Origin of the sequence: Streptomyces sp. NPDC096193 (genome assembly GCF_040302905.1) — a bacterium.
GTDB lineage: Bacteria > Actinomycetota > Actinomycetes > Streptomycetales > Streptomycetaceae > Streptomyces.
Window position 1 is genome coordinate 220,120 of sequence record NZ_JBEOSJ010000001.1, and the last position, 22,368, is coordinate 242,487.

Here is a 22,368-nt window from a genome sequence, read left to right on the forward strand (position 1 = left end):
AGGGCGCGCCACGGCGTGGCCGCCACTTCGAGCATAAAACGCCCGGCCTCGATCAGGCGTTCCCCATAGGGTGTCCGCCATGGCACCAGCGGTCCTGTACTGCAGCGATGTCCTCTCACCTCGCCGCGTGGACGAGCACTTCGCGGCGGAGGCGCACGCGGTCCGTGAGCGCGGCGGCCGGGTGGCTCTGATCGACCACGACGCGCTGATGGGCGGCGACGCGGAACAGGCGGTCGCGAGAATCCCCTGCGGTCCGGCCGCGGCCTGGTACCGGGGCTGGATGATGCCGTCCGACCGGTACGAGGCGCTCGCGGCGGCCGTGCGCCTGCGCGGCGGCAGCCTGGTCGTACCGCCCGCGCAGTACCGGTCCGCCCATGAGCTGCCGGGCTGGTACGGCGCGTTCTCCGGGATCACTCCCGAGAGCGTGTGGCTCCCGTCGGCGCCCGGCCGTGTCCCGGCGCACGAGGACCTTGCCGCGGCTGCCGGGAAGCTTCCCGCCGGACCGGGGATCGTGAAGGACTACGTGAAGTCCCGCAAGCACGAGTGGGACGAGGCGTGCTTCGTCCCCGATCTCGCCGACACCGCCCGCCTGGCGCAGGTCGTGCGGCGCTTCGTGGATCTCCAGGGCGACGATCTGGCGGGAGGGCTCGTCCTGCGCGCGTACGAGTCGTTCGTACGGCCGCGGTCCACGGCGACCGAGGCGCGGGTGTGGTGGCTGGACGGCGAGCCCCGTCTGGTGACGGCGCACCCCGACAGCGTCTCCCCGCATCCTCCGGAACCCGAGCTGGGGCACGTGCGGGCCGCGGTGCGGCGTCTCGGCTGCCGTTTCGTCACCACCGACCTCGCCCTGCGCGCGGACGGGGTGTGGCGGGTGGTGGAGGTCGGGGACGGCCAGGTGAGCGATGTCCACCGGGAGGTGGCGAAGACGGCGATCGCGGGATTGCTCCGGCCGGGGCGCACGGCGACTGAGACGCCGTAGCGGGGTGGAGACGGGCGCGTCCGCGCTCCGCGGCCGGGTGCGCGTGAGGCGGAGACGGGCGCGTCCCGGCTCCGCGTCCCGGGGGTGGGCGCGCGGCCTCGGATCGGTCGCCGCGGTGCTTCCCGTGGACGAACGCCGTCACCCCCCTGATCCTGAGGGTGACGGGACCCATGACCTGTATCGCCGGTCACGCCGGGAAGGTTCGTGCGCTTGACGGCGGGGCCCGACAGTGCTGGGTTTCTGTACAGAGCCCCAGTCGACCGCGCCATCAGGAGGAACCCATGAGGATGCTCATCAATGTCCCGGAGACCGTGGTCGAGGACGCCCTCCGCGGGATGGCGGCAGCACACCCCGAGCTGAACGTGGACGTGGAGAACCGGGTGATCGTGCGGCGGGACGCGCCGGTCGCCGGGAAGGTCGGGCTCGTCTCCGGCGGCGGGTCGGGCCACGAGCCGCTGCACGGCGGATTCGTCGGTCCCGGCATGCTCTCCGCGGCATGTCCCGGGGAGGTCTTCACCAGTCCGGTCCCGGACCAGATGGCGCGGGCCGCCGCCGCGGTCGACAGCGGCCAGGGCGTGCTGTTCATCGTGAAGAACTACACCGGGGACGTGCTCAACTTCGACATGGCCGCCGAGCTCGCCGAGGACGAAGGCGTGCAGGTGGCGAAGGTCCTGGTCAACGACGACGTCGCGGTGACCGACAGCCTGTTCACGGCGGGGAGGCGCGGTACCGGCGCGACCCTCTTCGTCGAGAAGATCGCCGGAGCGGCCGCCGAAGCGGGGATGCCGCTGGAGCGCGTGGAGTCGATCGCCCGGCAGGTCAACGAGAACTCCCGCAGCTTCGGTGTCGCGCTGACCGCGGTCACCACCCCCGCCAAGGGCACCCCGACCTTCGATCTCCCCTCGGGCGAGCTGGAACTGGGCATCGGCATCCACGGCGAGCCGGGCCGTGAGCGGCGCCCGATGATGACCTCGCGGGAGATCGCCGACTTCGCCGTCGACGCGGTTCTCGTGGACCGGCCGCCGGCGGGCCCCGTGCTGGTGCTCGTCAACGGCATGGGCGGCACCCCTCTGCTGGAGCTGTACGGCTTCAACGCCGAGGTCCAGCGCGTGCTGGCGGAGCGCGGTGTGTCCGTCGCCCGTACGCTCGTCGGGAACTACGTGACCTCGCTCGACATGGCGGGCTGCTCGGTGACGCTGTGCCAGGCCGACGAGGACCTGCTGCGGCTGTGGGACGCGCCGGTGGAGACCCCCGCCCTGCGCTGGGGCCGTTGAACCGACCGGGACCGACTCACCTCAGGGAGTGCATGTGCTCGACGCCGACTTCTTCCACCGCTGGCTGACCGCGGTCGCGGTGCTGGTCGACCGTGAGGCGGCGCATCTCACGCAGCTCGACTCGGCGATCGGCGACGCCGACCACGGCAGCAACCTCCAGCGCGGTTTCACGGCGGTGACCGCGACGCTGAACAAGGACGCGCCGCAGACCCCCGGGGCCGTACTGACCCTGGCCGGACGGCACTTGATCTCCACCGTGGGCGGCGCGTCCGGACCTCTGTACGGGACGCTGCTGCGTCGCACCGGCAAAGCCCTCGGCGACGACGCCGAGGTGACTCCCGCGCAGCTGGCCGAGGCACTGCGGGCAGGCGTCGCGGCCGTGGCGCAGCTCGGTGGTGCCAAGGCCGGCGACAAGACGATGCTGGACGCGCTCGAACCGGCGGTCGCGGCGCTCGGCGACACGACCGAGTCCTTCGCCGCGGCCCGCGACGCCGCGCGAGAGGGCGCCCTGGCCACGGTCCCCCTGCAGGCCCGCAAGGGCCGGGCCAGCTATCTGGGTGAGCGCAGCATCGGGCACCAGGATCCGGGGGCGACCTCGTCGGCGCTCCTGCTGGCGGCGCTCGCGGAGGTGGCGGTATGAGCGAGGGGAGCACGGTCGGGATCGTCCTCGTCTCGCACAGCAAGGAGGTGGCGGCGGCCGTCGCCGCCCTGGCCACCGGTCTGGCGGGAGGGTCAACCGCGCCCGTCGCTCCGGCCGGCGGCACCCCCGACGGCGGTCTCGGCACCAGTTCCGAGCTGATCGCCGAGGCGGCGGCCTCGGTCGACGGGGGCGCCGGGGTGGCCGTACTCGTCGATCTGGGCAGCGCGGTCCTGACGGTGAAGGCCCTGCTCGCCGAAGGCGACGAACTCCCGGACGCCACGCGGCTGATCGACGCGCCGTTCCTGGAGGGTGCGGTGGCCGCGGTGGTCACCGCGTCGGCGGGCGGCGACCTGGACGCGGTGGAGGCGGCGGCCTCGGAGGCCTACGGCTACCGGAAGGTGTGAGCCGGCTCCCGCGAGGTTGTGAGCCGCGGTCTCCACGCCCGGGGAGCGTGGGGGCCGTTCGGCCCCCCAGGAGTGGCAGGGGGCGGACGGCGCTCCTAGCGTCGGTCTCGTTGTGGTGCATTTCCTACCAACGGAGACCTGACCATGCGTGCCCTACGTGTCGCGTCCCTGGCCCTCGCCGGCACCACCGCCGCGCTGGCACTCGGCGCCCCGGCCGCTCTCGCCGAGGACGGGGGAACCGTCACCTCGTTCGGCTTCACCGTCAGCCCCGAGGACGTCGAGCCCGGCGGCACCGTGACACTCAACGCCACGGAGTGCGAATCCCCCACCGTCACCGCCTCGTCGGGGGTCTTCGACACCGTGACGCTCTCCGAGGGACTGCCCGCCACGGCGACCGTCTTCGAGGACGCCGAGCCGGGTGCCGAGTACGACGTCACCTTCGACTGCGAGGGCGAGAAGGGCACGACGACGCTGAGCGTCGGCGGCGCCGAGGACGACCACACGCCTCCGTCCACCGGGACACACACGAGCCCCACATACGGCCCGAGCGGGCTGACGAAGCCCGGCGGTGGAGTGCAGGCCGGCTCCGGTGGCAGTCTCTCCGGCCTCAGCCCGACGCAGATCGCCCTGGGTTCCCTGCTGGTCGCGGGTGCGGTCGGCGGCGGTGTCGTCATGCTGCGCCGGCGTGCCGGGGACGGGATCTGAGCGGGGCATCCGTGCACGCGACCGCTCGGCGCAGTTCGTGGTTCACCCTCGTGTGCGTACTGCTGCTCGGCCTGTTCTTCCTGCGCAACGGGTCGACGGAGACCGCCGATGGGCCACCCCGCCCCGTCGCCGCTGCCGTCGCCCAGCACCGGGCCGCAGGGCCGCTGCCGTCCGCGCCAGGTCCCCTCCCCCACTCGCCGCCGAAGCGGATCAGCGTGTCCTCCCTGCGCCTCGACGCCCCGGTGACCCGCGTCGGACTCGACGACGACGGCTGGGTGGCGACACCGCCGCTGACGGACAACAACCTGACCGGCTGGTACATGGGCGCCGCCTCCCCCGGCGAGCGCGGCACTTCAGTGATGGTGGGTCATGTCGACAATGCCGCCGGACCCGCGGTGTTCTACCTGCTCGGCTCGCTGGAGCCGGGCAACCGGATCGAGGTCGCACGCGAGGACGGGCGCACCGCGGTCTTCTCCGTCTACGGCGTCGAGATGTACGCCAAGAAGGACTTCCCCGCCGACCGCGTCTACCGGGACGGGCCGGACCCGGAACTCCGCCTGATCACCTGCGGTGGCGGCTACTCCGCGAAGACGGGGTACGACGCCAACGTGGTCGCCTTCGCACGTCTCGTCGACGTGCGCTGACTCGGATCAGGGCGCGGTCCTCCCGCCCGGACAGCCACAGGCCCGCACGTGGAACTCTGTGCAGCGCGGGCGCCCCTGAAGGGCACGGGTGCGGGAACGGGCCTCCCGGCCCGGCCACCCGTCGCGCACCCGTCCGGCAAACGTCCCTCGTCCGACCGTGCTGGCAGACTGGACGCATGTCCGCTCCCCGCCGGCTGTGCCCGGTCTGCCGCCGCGAGATCGCCGTCGTCGGCGGCCGTTTCGCCCGCCACGACCCCGCCGCCTCGCGTACCGCGGCCGAGCTGGTCTCCTGCCCCGGCTCGCTGCGGCAGGCGCCGTACGACCCGGCGGTGCAAGCGTCGCTCGACGGCTCCGTGGTGCCCGCCTTCCCCGGCCAGCTGCCGCTGTTCTGACGGACGGCGCGACACCCGGGGCGCCGTACCCACAGGCGTTCCGGGCCGGGCCACCCCGCGTTCCCCGGAGGTACCGGGGGACTTCGCGCGACAGCACCCCCGCTCACCGGGTAGATTGGTCTACACCAGTGATGTCTTCACAGACAGGGATCTTCGTGGAAGTTGTCATCGTTCCGGATTCCGCCGCGGGCGGCGAGCTCATCGCCGAAGCCATGGCCGACCTGCTGCGACGCAAGCCCGACGCGCTGCTGGGGGTCGCCACGGGATCGACCCCGCTGCCGGTCTACGAAGCCCTCGCCACCAAGGTGCGCGCCGAGGAGGTGGACAGCTCCCGGGCCCGGATCTGCCAGCTCGACGAGTACGTGGGCCTTCCCCACGGCCACCCCGAGTCGTACCGGTCGGTGGTGCTGCGTGAGGTCGTCGAACCGCTCGGACTGACCGACGAGGCGTTCATGGGCCCCGACGGCACCGCCGAGGACGTCGCCGCCGCCTGCACCGCCTACGACCGGGCCCTCGCCGAGGCGGGCGGAGTCGATCTCCAGCTGCTCGGCATCGGTACCGACGGGCACATCGGTTTCAACGAGCCGTGCTCCTCGCTCGCCTCGCGCACCCGGATCAAGACGCTCACCCAGCAGACCCGGCAGGACAACGCCCGGTTCTTCAGCGGTCTCGACGAGGTCCCGCACCATGTGATCACCCAGGGCATCGGCACCATCCTGGAAGCCCGCCACCTCGTCCTGCTGGCCACCGGCGAGGCCAAGGCCGACGCGGTGGCGCTCGCCGTCGAGGGCCCGCTGTCGGCCCTGGTCCCCGCCTCCGCCCTGCAACTGCATCCGCACGCCACGGTGGTGGTCGACGAGGCGGCGGCGTCCCGGCTGAAGCTCGGGGACTACTTCCGCGCGACCTACGCCGCCAAGCCCGCCTGGCAGGGGCTCTGAGAGCCGCCCCCGGGACACGGCCCCTGTCGTTCGAATCCCGCCCGGCCGGTCCGGACGGCAGACGCCGACTCTGTCCGGCGGCTCACGATATTGTCCCGTTCAGAACTAATTCTGCTCCGAACGGCCCTTATCCGCCCCCGAGTTGATACGGTGCGCTGGCTCGGCACTTGACGCGCGTTCAACTGACGCACGTACGTGCAGCCCCGGGGGATTTCCATGGACGACGACATATACGACGACATTCATGTGGTCAGAGCCAGTCTGGAACGGATCCGACTCCGGGCCGCTCATGTGGTCCGATACTTCTACGCACATTTGTTCACACACCATCCCGAGCTCCGCCCGCTGTTCCCACGCGCCATGGACGACCAGTACGACCGGCTGTTCACGGCCCTCGTCCATGTGGTGGAGCACCTCGGGCACCCCGGACTCCCCGCACATTTGGAGCTCCTCGGCCGGGACCACCGCAAGTTCGGGATTCTCGACGAGGACTACCGGGCGGTCGGCGAAAGCCTCGTCGCCGCGATCCGCCACCACAGCCCCGGTTCGTGGGACCGGCGCACGGAGACGTCCTGGCAGCGGGTGTACGACTACGCCGCCGGCGCCATGACCGGCGGGGCACGCCGGTCCTATGCCACCGGCGAGCCCGCCTGGTGGGAGGCGACCGTCCTGTCGCACCGGCTCCACGGCGATCACACGGCCGTCGTGCGCGCGTCCACGTCCGAGCCCTACCCCTGGCTGCCCGGCCAGTACGCGACGATCGAGCATCCGGAGCTGCTGGGTGTGTGGCGGCCCTACTCGCTCGCGGGGCGCCCGGGCGACAGCAGTGTGCTCGAATTCCATGTGGGACGTGTGCCGGGCGGACAGCTCAGCAATGTGCTGTGCGACCGGACGGAGCCAGGTCAGGTGCTCCGGCTCGGCGCCGCCTCGGGTTCCGCGCTCACCCCGACGCCCGACATCCGCGCCGTCACCCTCATCGCCGCGGGCACGGGCTGGGCCCCGGTCAAGTCCGTCCTGGACGCACTGCTCTCCCGCAGACCCGCAGCCCGTATCCGCATCGACGTCGTGGCTCGCGGCGAGGCGCACTTCTACGACGGCGCCGCCCTCGACGGCATCCTGCGCAAACACCCGTATCTGAGCGCCTATTGGTGGTACCAGGAACGCGGCGAAGGCCGGATGCGGGCCGCGGAACGACTGCACACACATTTACGGGAACGCCGGGACTGGCCCGACGAGACGGTCTACCTCTGCGGGCCGGTGATGTTCGTGCAGGAGACCGCTGAGCTGCTGCACGCATGCGGGCTGCCCGAGGGTGCGCTCATCCGTGATCCGCTGCCCACCTCGGTCAGACAACGCGGTCACGTCTCCCACGCGGAGGCCTTTCTCGACCCGCCGCCGGTGAACTGGATCGACCCGGACGCCCGCACCCGCCCGCTCGAACTACCGCTCCCCCTGCCCCGGAGCACGATCGGTCACTGACCGGCCGGCCCGCAAGACACCCACGAAGAGACGCACGCGGCGCCGGACACGGAATCCGGCGCCGCGGCAGGGCCGGGCGGACTCACCTCAGGGGTGTCGCGCCGCTCGCTGTTTCTCGAACTCGCCGACCCAGTACTTCGTACGGTCCAGATACGCCGTCTCGGCCGCTGCCCCGGTCTTCCCGTATGCGCCCGAGTAGGTCAGATAGCCGTGGCCGGCAGGCGGGTTGGCCGCGGCGGGCTCGATGGAGCTGCCCTCGTGCCACTCGTTGAAGGACGTCACGGAGACCCATGCAGGTGAGCCCCCGATCGCCGGATCCAGCGCGTTGTTCCACTCCTTGTCGTAGGTGGCGCCGTTCGAACGGCCCAGGGTGGGCGTGGTGTTGCCGGGCACGGCACGGTCGTCGACATAGCCGGGCGCGACCGAGGGGGCCCAGATGAGGTTGTTCGCGCGGGCGTAGTCACCGGCCTGCTTCCAGCCGGGGGCGGTGGCCCCCGCGATGCCGTCGTAGGTGTAGAGACCGGAGAAGTGGGCGACCTTCGTCGTGTCGGTGGTCTGGGCGAGAACGATGCTGCTCGCCGTGACCTGGTCGAGTGCCGTCCAGTCGGCGATCCGCAGGCTCTCGAAGATGTAGAAGGCCGAGCGGTTGCCGTGGGCGGCGTCCCGGTAGAAGGCGGGGTGGGTGCCGTAGGTCGAGTTCAGATAGAGGATGTCGTCGACGACGGACTGCGCGGTGCGCCCGGCGTACGGCTCGATGTGCCACGCCACCTTGATCCCGTGGCGCTGGGCCGCGTCCATGACCCGGCGGGCGATGCCGTCCTCGTAACCGCCGCGGCCCCACCAGCTGTAGACGAGCACTCCCGCACCCGACTGCGCCGTCCATCGCATGTGCTGGTCCACGGCTCCGGCGGTGTCCCCGGAGTCGTACGGCCCGAGGGCCGGGTAGAGGTCGGCGCCGATGTCGCCGGGCGGGGTGTGACCGCCCTGCTGCCAGTGCCGCCAGCCCTGGCCCGCGGGGGTGCCGTACCAGGGGTAGTAGAAGAGGTGCACGTTCTCCGACAGGGCCTCGGTCACGGGCGGAGCTGTCGCGAGGGTGAAGGTGTCGATGTCGAAGAGGGCGCCCGAGCCACCGGTGAAGCGGAGGAACAGCGGTCCGCTGCCGGTCGCGGTGAGGGTCGTGGAGACGGTGGTGAAGGTCTCCCAGCCGCCGGTCGGCGCGACACGCACCGAGCCGAGGAGCGTGCCCGTCGCGGAACCCGCCCGTACCTCGATGGTGCCGCCGGCGCCTGCCGAGGAGACCTTCGCGGTGAAGGTCCGGGCGCCGGCCGTGGCGACGGACGCGTAGCCCGCCCAGTCACCGTTCTCGATGTACCCGAGGGTCTGGCCGCCGCTCGCGTTGCCGTGTGCCGCTCTCTGTACGCCCGACCCCGAGGTGTAGGACTCCCCCTCGACGGTCGTCGGCCCGGTGCCGCCGCGGGGAGTGCAGTCGGCGGGTGCGTTGCCGGCCGCGTAGCGGATGCCGCCGAGCAGCAGCGAGCGGAACGCGGGGTCGGTGTACGACTCGGCCGTGTGGCCGAGCCCGGTGTAGAACGAGCGTCCCGAACCCTGCTGATGGCACCAGGTGATGGGATGGTCCCCACCCATCTCGCCACCGCTGTACGAGGATTCGTCCAGACTCTGCAGGACTCGGACCCCGGGCCGGGGGTTGGAGCGGTAGTTGTACCACTCGTCGGTCCGGCTCCAGTCGGCTCCGAGGTGGGCGGTCGCCGGATGAGACCGGTCCTCGGTCTTCACCGTGGCCCGCTGGATCGCGGGATGGCTCTGGAAGCGGGCGCCCACGAGTTGTTCGTAGTGCGGCCAGCCGTACTCGGTGTCGGCGGCGGCGTGGACGCCGAGGAAGCCGCCGCCTCCGTCGACGTAGGACTGGAGGGCGTTCTGCTGCGCGTCGCCGAGCACGTCGCCCGTGGTGTTGAGGAAGACGACGGCTTCGTAGCCGGCGAGATTCGAGGCGGTGAAGGCGGCGCTGTCCTCGGTGGCGGTGACGGAGAAGTTGTTGGCGGTGCCGAGCGAGCGTATGGCGTCGATACCGGCCGGGATCGAGTCGTGCCGGAAGCCGGCCGTCTTGGAGAACACGAGCACGTCGTAGTCGGCCGCGGCCGCGGTGGCGGGCACGGTCACTGCCCCGGCGAATCCGAGCGCCAGGGTGGCGAGTAAGGCCAGGGAGCGGCGTCCGGGCGTGCGGTGGATGCGTTTCACGATGTCTCCTTCCACCCGTCAGCCGAGGGTGAGGGTGTCGATGTCGAGGAGTGAGCCGGACCCGCCGGTGAACCGGAGGAACAGGGGTCCGGTGCCTGTGGCGGTGAGCGTGGTGGAGACGGTGGTGAAGGTTTCCCAGCCGCCGGTCGGTGCGACGGCGACGGTGCCGAGCAGCGTGCCGGTGGCGGAGCCGGCGCGGATCTCGACGGTGCCGCCGGCTCCGCCGGACGACACCTTGGCGGAGAAGGTCTTCGCACCGGCCGTGGCGACGGAGGCATAACCGGCCCAGTCGCCGTTCTCGATGTAGCCGAGCGTCTGGCCGCCGCTCGCGTTGCCGTGTGCCGCGGCCTGGACGCCGGAGCCGGAGGTGTACGCCTCGCCCTCGACGGTCTTCGGTCCGGTGGGTGCACCGGTGGCGAAGGTGAACGCGTCGACGTCGAAGAGGTTCCCCTGGCCCGTCACTCCCTTGAAGACGAGGTAGAGGGTGGTGGTGCCGGCCGGGGCGTTCGCCAGGTTCGTCGATACGTCGGTGAAGTTCTCCCAGCCGCCGGTCGGCGCGACGGCCATGCTGCCCAGCAGGGTGCCGGTCGCCGAGCCCGCCCTCACTTCGATGGTTCCGCCGACGCCGCCGGAGGAGACCCGGGCCGTCACGCTCCTGGCGTTCGAGAGCGCGTAGGGCTGGAACGAGACCCAGTCCCCGTTGTCGGTGAAGCCGACCGTTCTGCCGCCCTCGGCGGCTGCGTGGTCCGCCGTCTGGACGCCGGACTGGGCACTGAAGTGCTCTGCCTGCCGGTGCCTGGGCTGGAGGATGCGGACGCTGTGGGAGGTCAGTCCGCCGTTGTCGGTGTACTCGGCGTCGAAGACGCCGTAGAGGTTGGCCGCGCTGTCGTGCTCGCCGTCGGCCGGAACGGCGATGGAGCCGGAGCAGCCGTTCTTCGACGTGATCTGGTGCCGGTGGCTGTCGTGCCCGAGGAGATAGGTGACCTTCACCTCGGCGCAGTCGACCGGCCCGTCGTCGGGGTCGGTGACCGTGACGGCGAAGGGCACGGTGTCGCCGAAGGAGAACAGTGCTCCGTCGCCGGGAGTCGTCAGGGTGATGGTCGGTGCGGTGTTGCCCGCCGTGACGACCAGGCTCGCGGTGCCGGTCAGACCCTCGGGGTCGCGCACGGTCAGCGTCGGGCGGTAGGTCCCCGCCGTCGTGTAGGTGTGGCTGGGGTTGGCGGCCGTCGACGTGGTGCCGTCACCGAAGTTCCAGGAGTACGTCAGGGCTTTGCCCTCGGGGTCGGAACTGCCCTGTGAGGAGAAGGCGACCGTGAGAGGTGTGGGCCCGGAGGTCTTGTCGACGGCGGCCTTCGCGATGGGGTTGCGGTTGCTGCCGCCGATGTACTCGATGCGGTACAGCGCCTGGTTGCCGCTGCCTGAGCCGTAGTCGAGGACGTACAGAGCGCCGTCGGGGCCGAAGTCGGAGTCCATGACCTGGGTGCCGGTCCAGGGGAAGTCCTCGATCAGACCGTACGAGCCGTCGGACTTGACCTCCACCGCCTTGATCCAGCGGCGGCCGTACTCGGAGGCGAAGTAGCGCCCGTCGAGCGATTGCGGGAACTTCACCGAGGAGTTGAGGCCCGCGTCGTACCGGTACACCTCGCCGCCCATCGGCGACTCGGAGCCGCCGCCGAACTCGGGCGGCGAGCCCGCGTCGCCGTACTTGATCCAGCTGGGCTTTGCGGCGGGGAGAGCGGGCAGTCCGGTGTTGCGGAAGGAGTTGTTGGCCGGTCCGCCGGCGCAGTTGTACTTGGCGGCGCCCGGTCCGCTCGGGAAGGTGTACTCGTTGTACGTCTCCGAGGCGGTGTTGGTGCCGGTGCAGTACGGCCAACCGTAGTTGCCGGGACCGGTGATGCGGTCGAACTCCACCTGGCCGCCCGGGCCCCGGTTGGGGTCGGTGCCGCCGGCGTCGGGGCCGTAGTCGCCGAGGTAGACGACCCCGGTGGCACGGTCGACGGACATCCGGAACGGGTTGCGGAAGCCCATCGCGTAGATCTCCGGCCGGGTCCTGGCGGTGCCGGGCGCGAAGAGGTTGCCGGCCGGGACGGTGTAACCGCCGTCGGCCCGGGGCTTGATCCGCAGGACCTTGCCCCGCAGGTCGTTGGTGTTCCCGGAGGAGCGCTGGGCGTCGAACTGCGGGTTGCGGTCGGTCCGTTCGTCGATGGGGCTGTAGCCGCTGGACTCGAACGGGTTGGTGTCGTCGCCGGTGGTCAGATAGAGGTTGCCGGCGGCGTCGAAGTCGATGTCGCCGCCGACATGGCAGCACTGCCCACGGTCGTTGGGGACTTCGAGGACGATCTTCTCGCTGGCGGGGTCGAGTGTGCCGTCGCTCCTGAGCGTGAACCGGGACAGATTCAGATGTCCCTTCCACCGCTCGAAGTCGGCGGCGGTGCCGGTGACCGGGGCGTCGCCCGCCGGGGTGCTCAGCTTGGGCGAGTAGTAGAGGTAGACGTGGCGGTTGGCGGCGAAGCCGGGGTCGGCCGCGACGCCCTGGAGACCTTCTTCGTCATGGGTGTAGACGTCCAGCTTGCCGGCGACCTTGGTGTTGCCCGCGGGGTCCGTGTACCGGACCGTGCCGTCGCGGGCGGTGTGCAGCACGGAGCGGTCCGGAAGGACGGCGAGGGACATCGCCTCGCCCATTTCGGCGGCTCCGTAGGCGAGTTGGACCTGCTGGTAGTCGGAGGGCGGGATGGCGGCCGGCGCCGCGGCAGCCGTGCCGGTCACGGGTGCGCCGGACAGCACCAGCGCGAGGGCGGCGAGTGGTGCCGCCCATCCCGAAAGACGGCGTAAGGACATGGAGGTTCCTTCCTGACCTGGTGGGGGTGCGTCAGGCAAGGCGCGCGACGGCATGCGTCCACCGTCAAGGGGCATACGGCCCTGCGGGGTTCTTGCATGGATCGCAAGATTCTTGTCTACCTTGTGCGAGTGTTTTGCATGTTCGCAACGCAATCTTAATTTGTCAAGGCTATGTCAAAATCATTCGTTCGGCCCCCACCATGCCTGTGGCGGTGTGGAGTTGGGCCCCCGAAGGACTTCGCGGTAGCGCGGAGATCGTCCCGGCCGGGGCGGCGGCTCCCCCACTCCGGTGACGCCGGCCCGGCGCCTACACTCCCGTCCATGAGTCCCACGACCGCTGCCGTCACCGAGGATCTGGCCCCGACTGGCGTACTGCGGGCCTCCATCAATCTGGGCAACCCGGTGCTGGCCCAGGGCACGCCGGAGGCGCCGTCCGGTATCACGGTCGACATCGCGCGTGAGGTCGGCAGGCGGCTGGGCGTCGGGGTGGAACTCCTCTGTTTCGACGCGGCACGGAAGTCGTACGAGGCGATGACCTCGGGCCGCGCCGACCTGTGCTTCCTCGCCATCGATCCCGCGCGGGAGGCCGACGTCGCCTTCACCGCCCCGTACGTCGTGATCGAGGGCGTCTACGCCGTACCCCGCGACTCACCGTTCACCTCCGCCGCCGACATCGACCGCGCCGGCGTCCGCATCGGGGTGAAGCAGGGATCGGCCTACGATCTCTTCCTCTCCCGCACACTCCGGCACGCGACGGTGGTGCGGGGAGACGAGGGGATCGACGCGTTCCGCACCAAGGGGCTGGAGGTCGCCGCGGGCATCAGGCAGCCGATGACCGAGTTCGTCGCCGCGCATCCCGACGTGCGTCTGATCGAGGACCGGTTCATGCAGATCCAGCAGGCCGTGGGCACGACCGTCACCCGACGGCCCGCGACCGTCCGGTTCCTCTGGGAGCTCGTCGAGGACCTGAAGGCCCGCGGGTTCGTCGCCGCATCGCTGCGCAGGGCGAACCAGCCGGAGAGCCTGGTGGCCCCTCCCGCGTAGACACGGCCCGGCCGGCACATCGCCGCGTCCATGGATTCACCTGATCGGCCGCGCCTGATGCCGCGCCACGGGGGCACGCGGGGGATGCACGGCCGGCAGTGACCGCAGCTCGGGGATGAGCGCGCCGTGCACGGCCTCTCGCCAGGGGCTCCCCGACCGGGCGGGGCGACGTTCTGCGTCGACCCCGCCCGGTCGGGGCACAGCGCGTGGCCGCCTTTCCCGCCGGTGCGGCACCGCCCCTGTGGCCGGTTCGGTGCGCGGCGGCCTTCACCCCGTCCGTGAGGAACGACGGCCCGCCCGGGTGAGCACCCACAGGGCGAACGCACAGACGACCGCGAAGCCGATCGTCGCCCCTGTGGTGGCGCGCAGGGTGCCCACCTGTACGGATGCCACCCCCACCACGACCACCGGCACGGAGAAGCCCGTATAGGCGGCGGTGAACAGGGCGGCCGTCACACCGGCGCGCGCCTCCGCGGGGGCGATACGGTTCACGGTCGCCTGCCCACCGATGAAGACCAGGCCCACGGCGGTGCCGCCCAGCACCGTGCCCACCAGGAAAGCGGGCAGGCTCGCGTGCGCGAAGGCGAGCACGATCACCACGAGGCCCACCGGCAGCACCAGCAGACCCCGGCCGAGGGCGCGCCGGTCGGGCAGTCTGCGTGCCTGGAGTTCGGCCGCCGTCGCGACGCCGAAGAGCAGGAAGACGACGGCTCCGCCGAGGGCGTGGCTCGTCCAGTGCAGATCGTTGCCGAGGAAGGAGGGGATCAGCCCGACGAATAGACCCAGGACGAAGAAGCCGGAGAAGACCCCCATGGCCGCGGGGAGGAACTCCGTGCGGACCTCGGACGGGAGGCGGATGTCGATACGGGGCACATAGCGCCGGTCCCGCTCGGTCACCGTCTCGGGAAGCAGGAGGAGGGCGAGCGCCGCCAGTGCGAGGAGCCCCAGATAGACCGCATAGACCAGGCGGGTCGGAGCCGGGGCGTACTCGCTCAGAAAACCGGAGATCAGCGGACCGGTACCGAGACCCATCATGCTCGCGCAGGTCGCCACCAGCGCGGCCCGGCGTGCGTTCCCCGCGGGCTCGAGTTCGCTGAGCCCCGCTGTCGCCGGTGCCACGACGAGACCGATGGCCAGACCGGAGAGCCAGCGGGCCAGACAGAGCATGGCGACGTTCTCGGCCGCCAGGAAGACCGCGGCGCTCGCCGCCATCAGCGCCAGTGCGACTCCGATCACCGGGCGTCTGCCCAAGTGGTCCGAGGCCCTTCCGAAGAAGAGGAGTGACATCAGCACACCGATGGCGTACACGGCGAAGATCAGTGTCGTGAGGTCGGGCCGGAAGTGGAAGACGGACTCGTAGACGACGTACAGAGGGGCGGGGATGTTCGCCCCGGTGAGCACGATGACCAGGATTCCGGCCAGCATCGCGAAGTCACGGCGTCGGCGCCCGGCCGTCCCGACCACATGGGCCTCCTGGTCCGCCCCGGAAGGGATGGCGTCCGCCCTGCACGGGCGGGCCGCCTGAGGCGTCGTCTCCAGCATCTCCATGCCGCCCGCATGCCGCAAACGAGCCAATCGGCATATTCAGCCATGACTTCCCCTACGGGAGAGACCGCACCATGCGGCCGGTCTTCGTAGAGTCGCCCCATGGTTCCGGATGCGCCGCCGCCCACAGCACACAAGGAGGCCGACCCAGGCCGCCGCCGGCAGCAGGCGGTGCTCGCGGCGTCGAGCCTCGCCCTCGCCATGACCTTTCTGGACGAGACGGTCGTGGGCGTGGCGCTGGTGACGATCAGGGGCGATCTGGGGATGAGTGTCCCGCTCTCCCACTGGGTGCCCAACGCGTACATCCTCGCCTTCGCCGCTCTCGCCGCCGCGGGGGGCCGGCTCGGCGATCTCTTCGGGTCACGGCGGATCTTCCTGCTCGGCACCGCGGGCTTCGCCGCCGCCTCCCTTCTCTGCGCACTCGCCGACAGCGGTGGGGCACTGGTGGTGGCACGAGCTGCCCAGGGCGCCGCCGCGGCGGCCATGCTGCCCCAGACGATGGCGATCATCACGAACACGTTCCCGCCGGATCGCCTGGGACGGGCGATCGGGATGTACGTCGGTGCCGCGTCCGTCGCCCTGGCCGCGGGACCCCTGGTCGGCGGGGTGCTCACCGAGAGTCTGGGATGGCGTTCGGTCTTCCTCCTGAACATCCCCCTGGCGGCAGCCGTCCTTCTGCTGGCCTGGCGAACGGTGCCCCGGACGCCGCCCGCCCGGTCCCGGGGCAGCTTCGACACCTGGGGCATGGCGACTCTGGTCGCGGGGCTCGCCCTGGTGGTGACCGCGGTGATGGAGTCCGGCGGCCCGGGCCTGCCCACCACCGTCGCCCTCGCGCTGCTCGCGGCCGGGCTGGTGCTGCTGTACGCCTTCGTCCGGACCGAGACCCGGCACCGGGCGCCGTTGGTGGATCTGGGACTGCTGTCCGACCGGCGGTTTCTGGGCTCGGCGGTTCTGGTGCTCGGCGCGCAGTTCAGTTTTCTCGTCGCCGTCGTCTATGGCGCCGTCTATGTGCAGGACTCACTGGGGCTCAGCCCGGCGGTCGCCGGTCTCGCCATGCTTCCGGCGATGGCTCCCACCGTGGCTCTGGCGCCGGCAACCGGTGCGCTGTCCCGCCGCTTCGGCGCTCGCCGGCTGACGGTGGCCGGTGCGGCGGGCGGCGCACTCGGCTTCGTCCTCATGGGCGCGGCCGTGGGCAGTCACAGCTACTGGCCGTTCGGTGCCGCGCTGCTGGTGTGGGGCACCTCGATCCCGCTCGTCTACAACCCGGCCATGTCGGTCGCGATGGCGGCCCCGCCGTCCGGTCGGCGCGGCGGCGCGTCGGGGCTGCTGGAGACATGTCTCCAGGTGGGCGGGACGCTCGGCACGGCGCTCGTGGGGGCGATGCTCGTACGGGCCCACTCGGGGCCACCACCGCTGCCGGGTGCGGCGTTCGCCGGGGGCTTCTTCGTCACCGCGGGCGTGCTGGCGGCGGCGGCGCTCACCCAGATCGTTCTGCTGCGCGGGGGCGGGCGGGACTGAGGGACGTCCCCCTCGCGTCGCCCAGGTGCGCACGCTGCGCGGACGGTACAGGGTTCCGGCTCCCCCCACCCGCGGGGCGGGCCGGAACTGTCCACGGTTCGAGATCAAGACCGATATGCGAGACAAATCATGATCGCGGCAATCCGTCCCACTGCCCGTGCCGAATACAGGTCAAGACGTCCGGCTGTGTCCGGCGTCGAGCCCATGGGCACCGGGTCGGGTGAACTGCCGACCGGCTTGCCGTCCGTGCTCGATACGCCACCCGCCGTACGGATCGCACGCTCAACGCGTCGCGGGGGCGACGCCCGGGCCAGGCACATGCGCCCGCAGCGGTCCGGCCGTCACGACCTTCCAAGGAGCTCGCATGGTGGGAAAGCCCGTTGACGCACTGGCCCCCGGCCCGGCACCGGGGCTGGAGAAATCTTCCGCGGTCCGGAAAAACGGGTACGACACCGCCACCGTCCCAAGCGAAAAGACTTCCGTAGTCCCATCCGAGCAGACACCCACCGCCCCGGCCGAGCGGTCCGCGGCCGGAACCGAGCAGATCCTCGTCGAGATGCTGGCCGACGTCGCGGGCGTCCCGGACGTGTCCGCCCACAGCCACTTCTTCGACGAACTGTGCGCCGACTCACTGGTCATGGCACATTTCTGCGCACGCGTCAGAAAGCACGCGGACCTGCCGTCGGTCTCCATGAAGGACGTCTACCGGCACCCGACGATCCACAGCCTCGCCGCCGCACTCACCGACGCACCACAGCCCTCCGGACCCGTCGAACCACCACCCGCTCCCGTGCCCGCGGCCCGGACGAGCCTGCGGGAGTACGTCCTGTGCGGGGCGCTGCAACTGCTCGCATTCGCCGGCTACTCCTGCGTCATCGCGTACATCACCGCGCAGGGCTACGAGTGGATCTCCGCCGGGTCGGGTGTCGCCGACATCTATCTGCGCTCGGTCGTGTTCGGCGCCATCGGCTTCCTCGTGCTGTGCGCCCTGCCGGTCGTGGTGAAGTGGACGGTCATCGGTCGGTGGAAGCCGCGCCAGATCCGTGTCTGGAGCCTGGGATACGTACGGTTCTGGCTCGTCAAGACGCTGGTGCGGGCGAACCCCCTGGTGCTGTTCGTCGGTTCCCCCCTCTACAGCTTCTATCTGCGGCTGCTGGGAGCGAAGGTCGGCCGGGGCGTCGTGATCTTCTCCCGCGCCGTGCCGGTGTGCACCGACCTCTTCACGGTCGGCGACGGAACCGTCATCCGCAAGGACTCGTTCTTCGCCTGCTACCGGGCCCACGCCGGCCGGATCCAGACGGGCCCGGTCACGCTCGGGCGGGACGTGACCGTCAGCGAAGCGACCGTGCTCGACATCGGGAGCTCCATGGGGGACGGGGCCCAACTGGCCCACGCCTCCTCGCTGCACAGCGGTCAGTCCGTCCCCGCCGGAGAACACTGGCACGGGTCTCCCGCCGTTCCGGCCGACAGCGCGGTGGACTTCCGTGGAGTGGCACCGGCCGGCTGCGGAGTCCTGCGACGGGCCGTGCACAGTGTCCTTCAGCTGCTGACCGCGCTGGTCATCTACATGCCGCTCGCGGTCGGCGTTGTCGGCCTGCTGTTCTCCGAGGTGCCGCAGTTCGCCGCTGCCCTGGAGCCCGGGCCCGCCGCGCTGACGAGCTGGACGTTCTACGGCGAGGCGCTGGTGGCCTCCGTCGTGCTGTTCTTCGGTGCCATACCCGTCGGCCTGCTGATCATGACCACGGTGCCCCGGCTGTTCAACCGCGCGATCACACCCGGCCGGGTCTACCCCCTGTACGGGATCCACTACGGAATGCACCGGGCGATCGTCCTCATCACCAACAGGAAGTTCATGACGCGGCTGTTCGGCGACAGCTCCGCCATCGTCCACTACCTGCGAACGCTCGGATACAGCCTCTCGCCCGTCCAGCAGACCGGGTCGAACTTCGGCACGGACGTGAAGCACGAGACGCCGTACATGAGTTCCGTCGGAACGGGGACGATGATCGCCGACGGTCTGTCGATGGTCAACGCCGACTTCTCGAACACATCCTTCAGCGTGTCCCGCACCTCGATCGGCCCGCGCAACTTCCTCGGCAACAAGATCGCCTACCCCACGCGGGGCCGGACCGGCGACAACTGCCTGCTCGCCACGAAGGTGATGGTGCCCATCGACGGGGAGGTCCGGGAAGGCGTCGGGCTGCTGGGCTCCCCCAGCTTCGAGATCCCGCGTTCCGTCCACCGGGACAGCACCTTCGACCAGCTCAAGAACGAACGGGAGCTGCCCGGCCACCTCGCCGCCAAGAACAGGCACAACGTCGTCACCATGGCGCTGTACCTGCTGGTGCGGTGGCTCTACTTCACCTGGGTCACGCTCCTCGTCGCGGTGACCGCGGAGCTCTACACATCCATCGGCGCGCCGGCCATCGCGGTCGGCAACGTCCTCGCTCTGCTGTCCGGCGCGGTGTACTACGTGCTGGTCGAACGGGCCGTCACCGCCCCGCACCCTCCGAGCCCAATGTTCTGCTCCATCTACGACCGCCGCTTCTGGCGGCGCGAGCGGTACTGGAAGGTGCCCTCGGAGACCTATGTGCGCATCTACAACGGCACCCCGTACAAGAACCTGATCTGGCGGCTGCTGGGAGTCCGGCTCGGCCGCAGGGTCTTCGACGACGGCTGCTCGTTCACGGAGCGGCCCCTGGTCGCCGTCGGCGACCACACCACGCTCAACGCGGGGAGCGTCGTCCAGTGCCACTCCCAGGAGGACGGCACGTTCAAGTCCGACCGCAGCAGCATCGGCGCCGGCTGCACGCTCGGGGTCGGCGCCTTCGTCCACTACGGCGTGACGGTGGGCGACGGCGCGGAGCTGGCCCCCGACTCCTTCCTCATGAAGGGCGAGGCAGTCCCGCACAGCGCCCGGTGGACCGGGAATCCGGCGCGGCCGGCCGGCCGGGACACCGGCGAGCAGTGGAGGGAGGAGTGATGGCAACGTCCACGCAGACCGACGCCGACTTCTGGCGCGGGGTGCTCACCGCCGGCACCTTCACCGCGATCCCGCGGTGGACGGGCGAACGCGTGCCGGGGACCGCCGAGTACAGGACGGCCGTACCGGAGGACCTGCTGACATCGCTGCGCCGGTGGGCGGACGAGGCGGACCTCCCGCTGAGTTCGGTGCTGCTGGCCGCGCACGCCAAGGTGCTCTCGGCGCTGTCCGGCGAGCAGGAGGTCGCGACGTACATCCGCACGCCGGACGGCACACCGCTGCCGTGCCGGCTGTCGACCGCGTCCGCGTCCTGGCGTGCGCTGATCGAGGACACCGACCGGGCGCAGGCGGAGCTGCTGGCCCACCAGGACTTCCCCGTCGACGAGTTCAGGCGCGAGCTGGGTCTGGGCGAGCCGCTGCCCGAGACCCTCTTCGATCCGTACGGCGACGGCGACAGCGACGACCGGGAGCGGGACACGGTACTGCGCGTGGCACTCCCCCACCACGGCGCACGTCGCGGCCTGCGGCTGATGCACCGGACCGATGTGCTGGACGCCGAGTGCGCCGCCAGGATCGCCGGCTATCACCTCACGGCGCTCGCGCTGATCGCTGCCGATCCGGACGCCGATCACCGGCGGCAGAGCCTGCTGTCCGTCGGCGAACTCCATCTCCAGCTCGACGGGCTCGCCGGACCCTACCGGGAGCTGCCGGCCCGCCGGTTCCACGAACTGTTCGAGGAGCAGGTGCGGATCCGTCCGGACACTGTCGCCGCCGTACAGGGCGACCGGCAGTGGACGTACGAGGAACTCAACTCCCGCGCCAACCGGCTGGCGGGCGCCCTCCTGGCCCGCGGGCTGCGCCGCCAGGACGTCGTCGCGGTCGTCACCGAGCGCAATCTCGACTGGATGGCCGCGGTGATCGCCGTCTTCAAGGCGGGCGGCGTGTATCTGCCCGTCGAACCGCACTTTCCCGCGGGCCGGATCGCCGCCATGCTCGACCGCGCCGCGTGCCGGCTCGTCCTGACCGAACCCGGCAGCACCGCCACGCTCGACGAGGCACTGAGGTCGCGCGGGGAGTCGGAAGCCGCAGAGGCGGAGTCCCGGGAATCGAGGCCCACGGAATCGGGGCCCCGGGAATCGCGGTCGCGCTCCGGAGTGCAGACACTCCTCATCGAAGCCGCCTACGCCGAGGGCCACTCCGACGCCGACCCCGGTGTCCGCGTCGCGCCCGACCAGCTCTCCTACGTCTTCTTCACCTCCGGATCCACCGGCGAACCCAAGGGCGCGATGTGCGAGCACGCCGGCATGCTCAACCACCTCTACGCCAAGATCGACGATCTGGGCATCGACGAGGGACAGGTCGTCGCCCAGACCGCGCCCCAGTGCTTCGACATCTCCCTGTGGCAGTTGCTGGCCTCACTGCTGACCGGTGGGCGGACCCTGCTCGTCGGGCAGGAAGCGGTGCTTGACGCCCGGCAGTTCCTCGACACCATCGTCGACGGGCGGGTCGCCGTCCTCCAGGTGGTGCCGTCCTATCTCGACGCCGTGCTCTCCTGCCTGGAGCGCGAACCCCGCGAACTCCCGGACCTGCGGCGCGTGTCGGTGACCGGCGAAGCATTGAAGAGGGAACTCGTGCAGCGCTGGTTCGCCGCACAGCCGGAGATTCCCCTGGTCAACGCGTACGGACTGACCGAGACCTCCGACGACACCAACCACGAGGTCATGGACCGGGCGCCGGACACCGACCGCGTACCGCTCGGACGCCCCGTCAACAACGTGCACATCTACGTCGTCGACGAGCATCTCTCCCCCGTGCCGCTGGGCGCTCCTGGCGCCATCGTCTTCTCCGGCGTCTGCGTCGGCCGGGGCTACATCAACGACCCCGAGCGCACCCGGCCCGCCTTCATGGAGGACCCGCACCGTCCCGGCCTGCGGCTGCATCGGGGCGGCGACTACGGCCGCTGGCTGCCGGGGGGAAAGCTGGAGTTCCTCGGCCGCCGGGACAGTCAGGTCAAGATCCGCGGCTTCCGGATCGAGATCGGCGAGATCGAGAACACCCTGCTGCGGGCACCCGGTGTCCGCGACGGAGCGGTGGTGATCACCCGATCCGCGGGCCGCAGTGCGCACCTGGTGGCCTTCTACTCCGGCCCCGGCCCGCTGGACGACGAAGACCTGCGGCACCGGCTCGGCCGGTCACTGCCCCCGTACATGGTTCCGTCGTCCTTCCACTGGCAGGAGGGCCTGCCCCTGACCGCCAACGGCAAGATCGACAAGAAGGCACTGACGGCCCTCGCCGAGCGCCTCGATGCGGCCGGGCCGCCCGAGGCGACGAAGGACGGCCACCACACACCACTGACGCCGACCGAACAGCGGCTGGCCGCGGCCTGGGCCCCGGTACTCGGCGTACCGCAGGACCGCGTCGGCCGGCTCGACCACTTCTTCGACCACGGCGGCACCTCGCTGACGGCGGTCAAACTCGTGGTGGCCCTGGACCGCGTCGTCTCCCTCAAGGACATCACCCGTCACCCGGTCCTCGCCGACCTGGCCGCCCTCGTCGACGAACGGGCCGCGGCAGCCGATGCCACCGACGCCTCCCCACAGAACTCGCCGCTTCTGAGACCTGTTCCGATGCCGGACGGCCCCCAGCCGGTCGGTCCACCGGACGGCGCCGTCCCCTGGCACGACCAACCCTCCGCCGCATCCGTCCGGCCCCCCGCCTGAAAGGAAGCC

16 protein-coding genes are annotated in these 22,368 nt (G+C 71.0%); 13 read left to right on the forward strand and 3 right to left on the reverse strand.

All coding sequences use genetic code 11. The features are described from left to right. Positions 1–79 precede the first annotated feature (79 nt). From ABTX78_RS01060 to ABTX78_RS01100, 9 genes are all read left to right on the forward strand, one after another. Positions 80–979: an ATP-grasp domain-containing protein gene (locus ABTX78_RS01060; protein WP_352204692.1), complete on the forward strand. Its 900-nt coding sequence runs from the start codon at positions 80–82 to the stop codon at positions 977–979. Between the two features lie 281 nt (positions 980–1,260). Further along, positions 1,261–2,253: a dihydroxyacetone kinase subunit DhaK gene (gene dhaK / locus ABTX78_RS01065; RefSeq protein WP_352204693.1), complete on the forward strand. Its 993-nt coding sequence runs from the start codon at positions 1,261–1,263 to the stop codon at positions 2,251–2,253. Positions 2,254–2,287: 34 nt separating this feature from the next. Further along, positions 2,288–2,893: a dihydroxyacetone kinase subunit DhaL gene (dhaL, locus tag ABTX78_RS01070; protein ID WP_352204694.1), complete on the forward strand. Its 606-nt coding sequence runs from the start codon at positions 2,288–2,290 to the stop codon at positions 2,891–2,893. Further along, the gene (locus tag ABTX78_RS01075) at positions 2,890–3,297 is read left to right on the forward strand and encodes a PTS-dependent dihydroxyacetone kinase phosphotransferase subunit DhaM (protein ID WP_352204695.1); all 408 of its coding nucleotides are present in this window, start codon (positions 2,890–2,892) and stop codon (positions 3,295–3,297) included. Before dhaL ends, ABTX78_RS01075 begins: the two co-directional genes overlap by 4 nt. A gap of 144 nt (positions 3,298–3,441) precedes the next feature. Next, the gene (locus ABTX78_RS01080) at positions 3,442–4,002 is read left to right on the forward strand and encodes a hypothetical protein (RefSeq protein WP_352204696.1); all 561 of its coding nucleotides are present in this window, start codon (positions 3,442–3,444) and stop codon (positions 4,000–4,002) included. Positions 4,003–4,013: 11 nt separating this feature from the next. Then, entirely contained in the window at positions 4,014–4,646 is a 633-nt protein-coding gene (locus tag ABTX78_RS01085; protein ID WP_352204697.1) for a class F sortase, read from the forward strand. Positions 4,647–4,822: 176 nt separating this feature from the next. Next, complete coding sequence (locus ABTX78_RS01090) at positions 4,823–5,038, forward strand: hypothetical protein (protein ID WP_352204698.1); 216 nt, start codon at positions 4,823–4,825, stop codon at positions 5,036–5,038. A gap of 155 nt (positions 5,039–5,193) precedes the next feature. Beyond that, the gene (gene nagB / locus ABTX78_RS01095; protein WP_352205014.1) at positions 5,194–5,976 is read left to right on the forward strand and encodes a glucosamine-6-phosphate deaminase; all 783 of its coding nucleotides are present in this window, start codon (positions 5,194–5,196) and stop codon (positions 5,974–5,976) included. Between the two features lie 216 nt (positions 5,977–6,192). Continuing rightward, the gene (locus ABTX78_RS01100) at positions 6,193–7,455 is read left to right on the forward strand and encodes a globin domain-containing protein (protein ID WP_352204699.1); all 1,263 of its coding nucleotides are present in this window, start codon (positions 6,193–6,195) and stop codon (positions 7,453–7,455) included. An 87-nt stretch (positions 7,456–7,542) separates the two neighbouring features. Here the strand turns inward: ABTX78_RS01100 and ABTX78_RS01105 are convergent, their stop codons facing one another. Next, positions 7,543–9,702 carry a glycoside hydrolase family 99 protein gene (locus tag ABTX78_RS01105; RefSeq protein ID WP_502993739.1) on the reverse strand — a complete coding sequence of 720 codons (2,160 nt, stop codon included), beginning with the start codon at positions 9,700–9,702 and terminating at the stop codon, positions 7,543–7,545. Positions 9,703–9,729: 27 nt separating this feature from the next. Beyond that, a complete protein-coding gene (locus ABTX78_RS01110; protein WP_352204700.1) occupies positions 9,730–12,549 on the reverse strand; it encodes a carbohydrate-binding protein in 2,820 nt (939 codons plus the stop codon). 321 nt (positions 12,550–12,870) lie between these two features. Between ABTX78_RS01110 and ABTX78_RS01115 the strand changes: the two genes are divergently transcribed. After that, positions 12,871–13,593, forward strand: a complete 723-nt coding sequence (locus tag ABTX78_RS01115) for a transporter substrate-binding domain-containing protein (protein ID WP_352204701.1) — start codon at positions 12,871–12,873, stop codon at positions 13,591–13,593. A gap of 267 nt (positions 13,594–13,860) precedes the next feature. Here ABTX78_RS01115 and ABTX78_RS01120 read toward each other — a convergent pair whose 3' ends face one another. Beyond that, complete coding sequence (locus ABTX78_RS01120) at positions 13,861–15,141, reverse strand: MFS transporter (RefSeq protein ID WP_352204702.1); 1,281 nt, start codon at positions 15,139–15,141, stop codon at positions 13,861–13,863. Between the two features lie 99 nt (positions 15,142–15,240). Here ABTX78_RS01120 and ABTX78_RS01125 point away from each other — a divergent pair, with 99 nt between their 5' ends. From ABTX78_RS01125 to ABTX78_RS01135, 3 genes are all read left to right on the forward strand, one after another. Continuing rightward, positions 15,241–16,656: an MFS transporter gene (locus tag ABTX78_RS01125; protein ID WP_352204703.1), complete on the forward strand. Its 1,416-nt coding sequence runs from the start codon at positions 15,241–15,243 to the stop codon at positions 16,654–16,656. Between the two features lie 556 nt (positions 16,657–17,212). Then, positions 17,213–19,639, forward strand: coding sequence for a Pls/PosA family non-ribosomal peptide synthetase (locus ABTX78_RS01130; RefSeq protein WP_352204704.1), 2,427 nt, complete (start codon positions 17,213–17,215; stop codon positions 19,637–19,639). Next, positions 19,639–22,359, forward strand: a complete 2,721-nt coding sequence (locus ABTX78_RS01135) for a non-ribosomal peptide synthetase (RefSeq protein WP_352204705.1) — start codon at positions 19,639–19,641, stop codon at positions 22,357–22,359. Before ABTX78_RS01130 ends, ABTX78_RS01135 begins: the two co-directional genes overlap by 1 nt. The last annotated feature ends 9 nt before the right edge of the window (positions 22,360–22,368 follow it).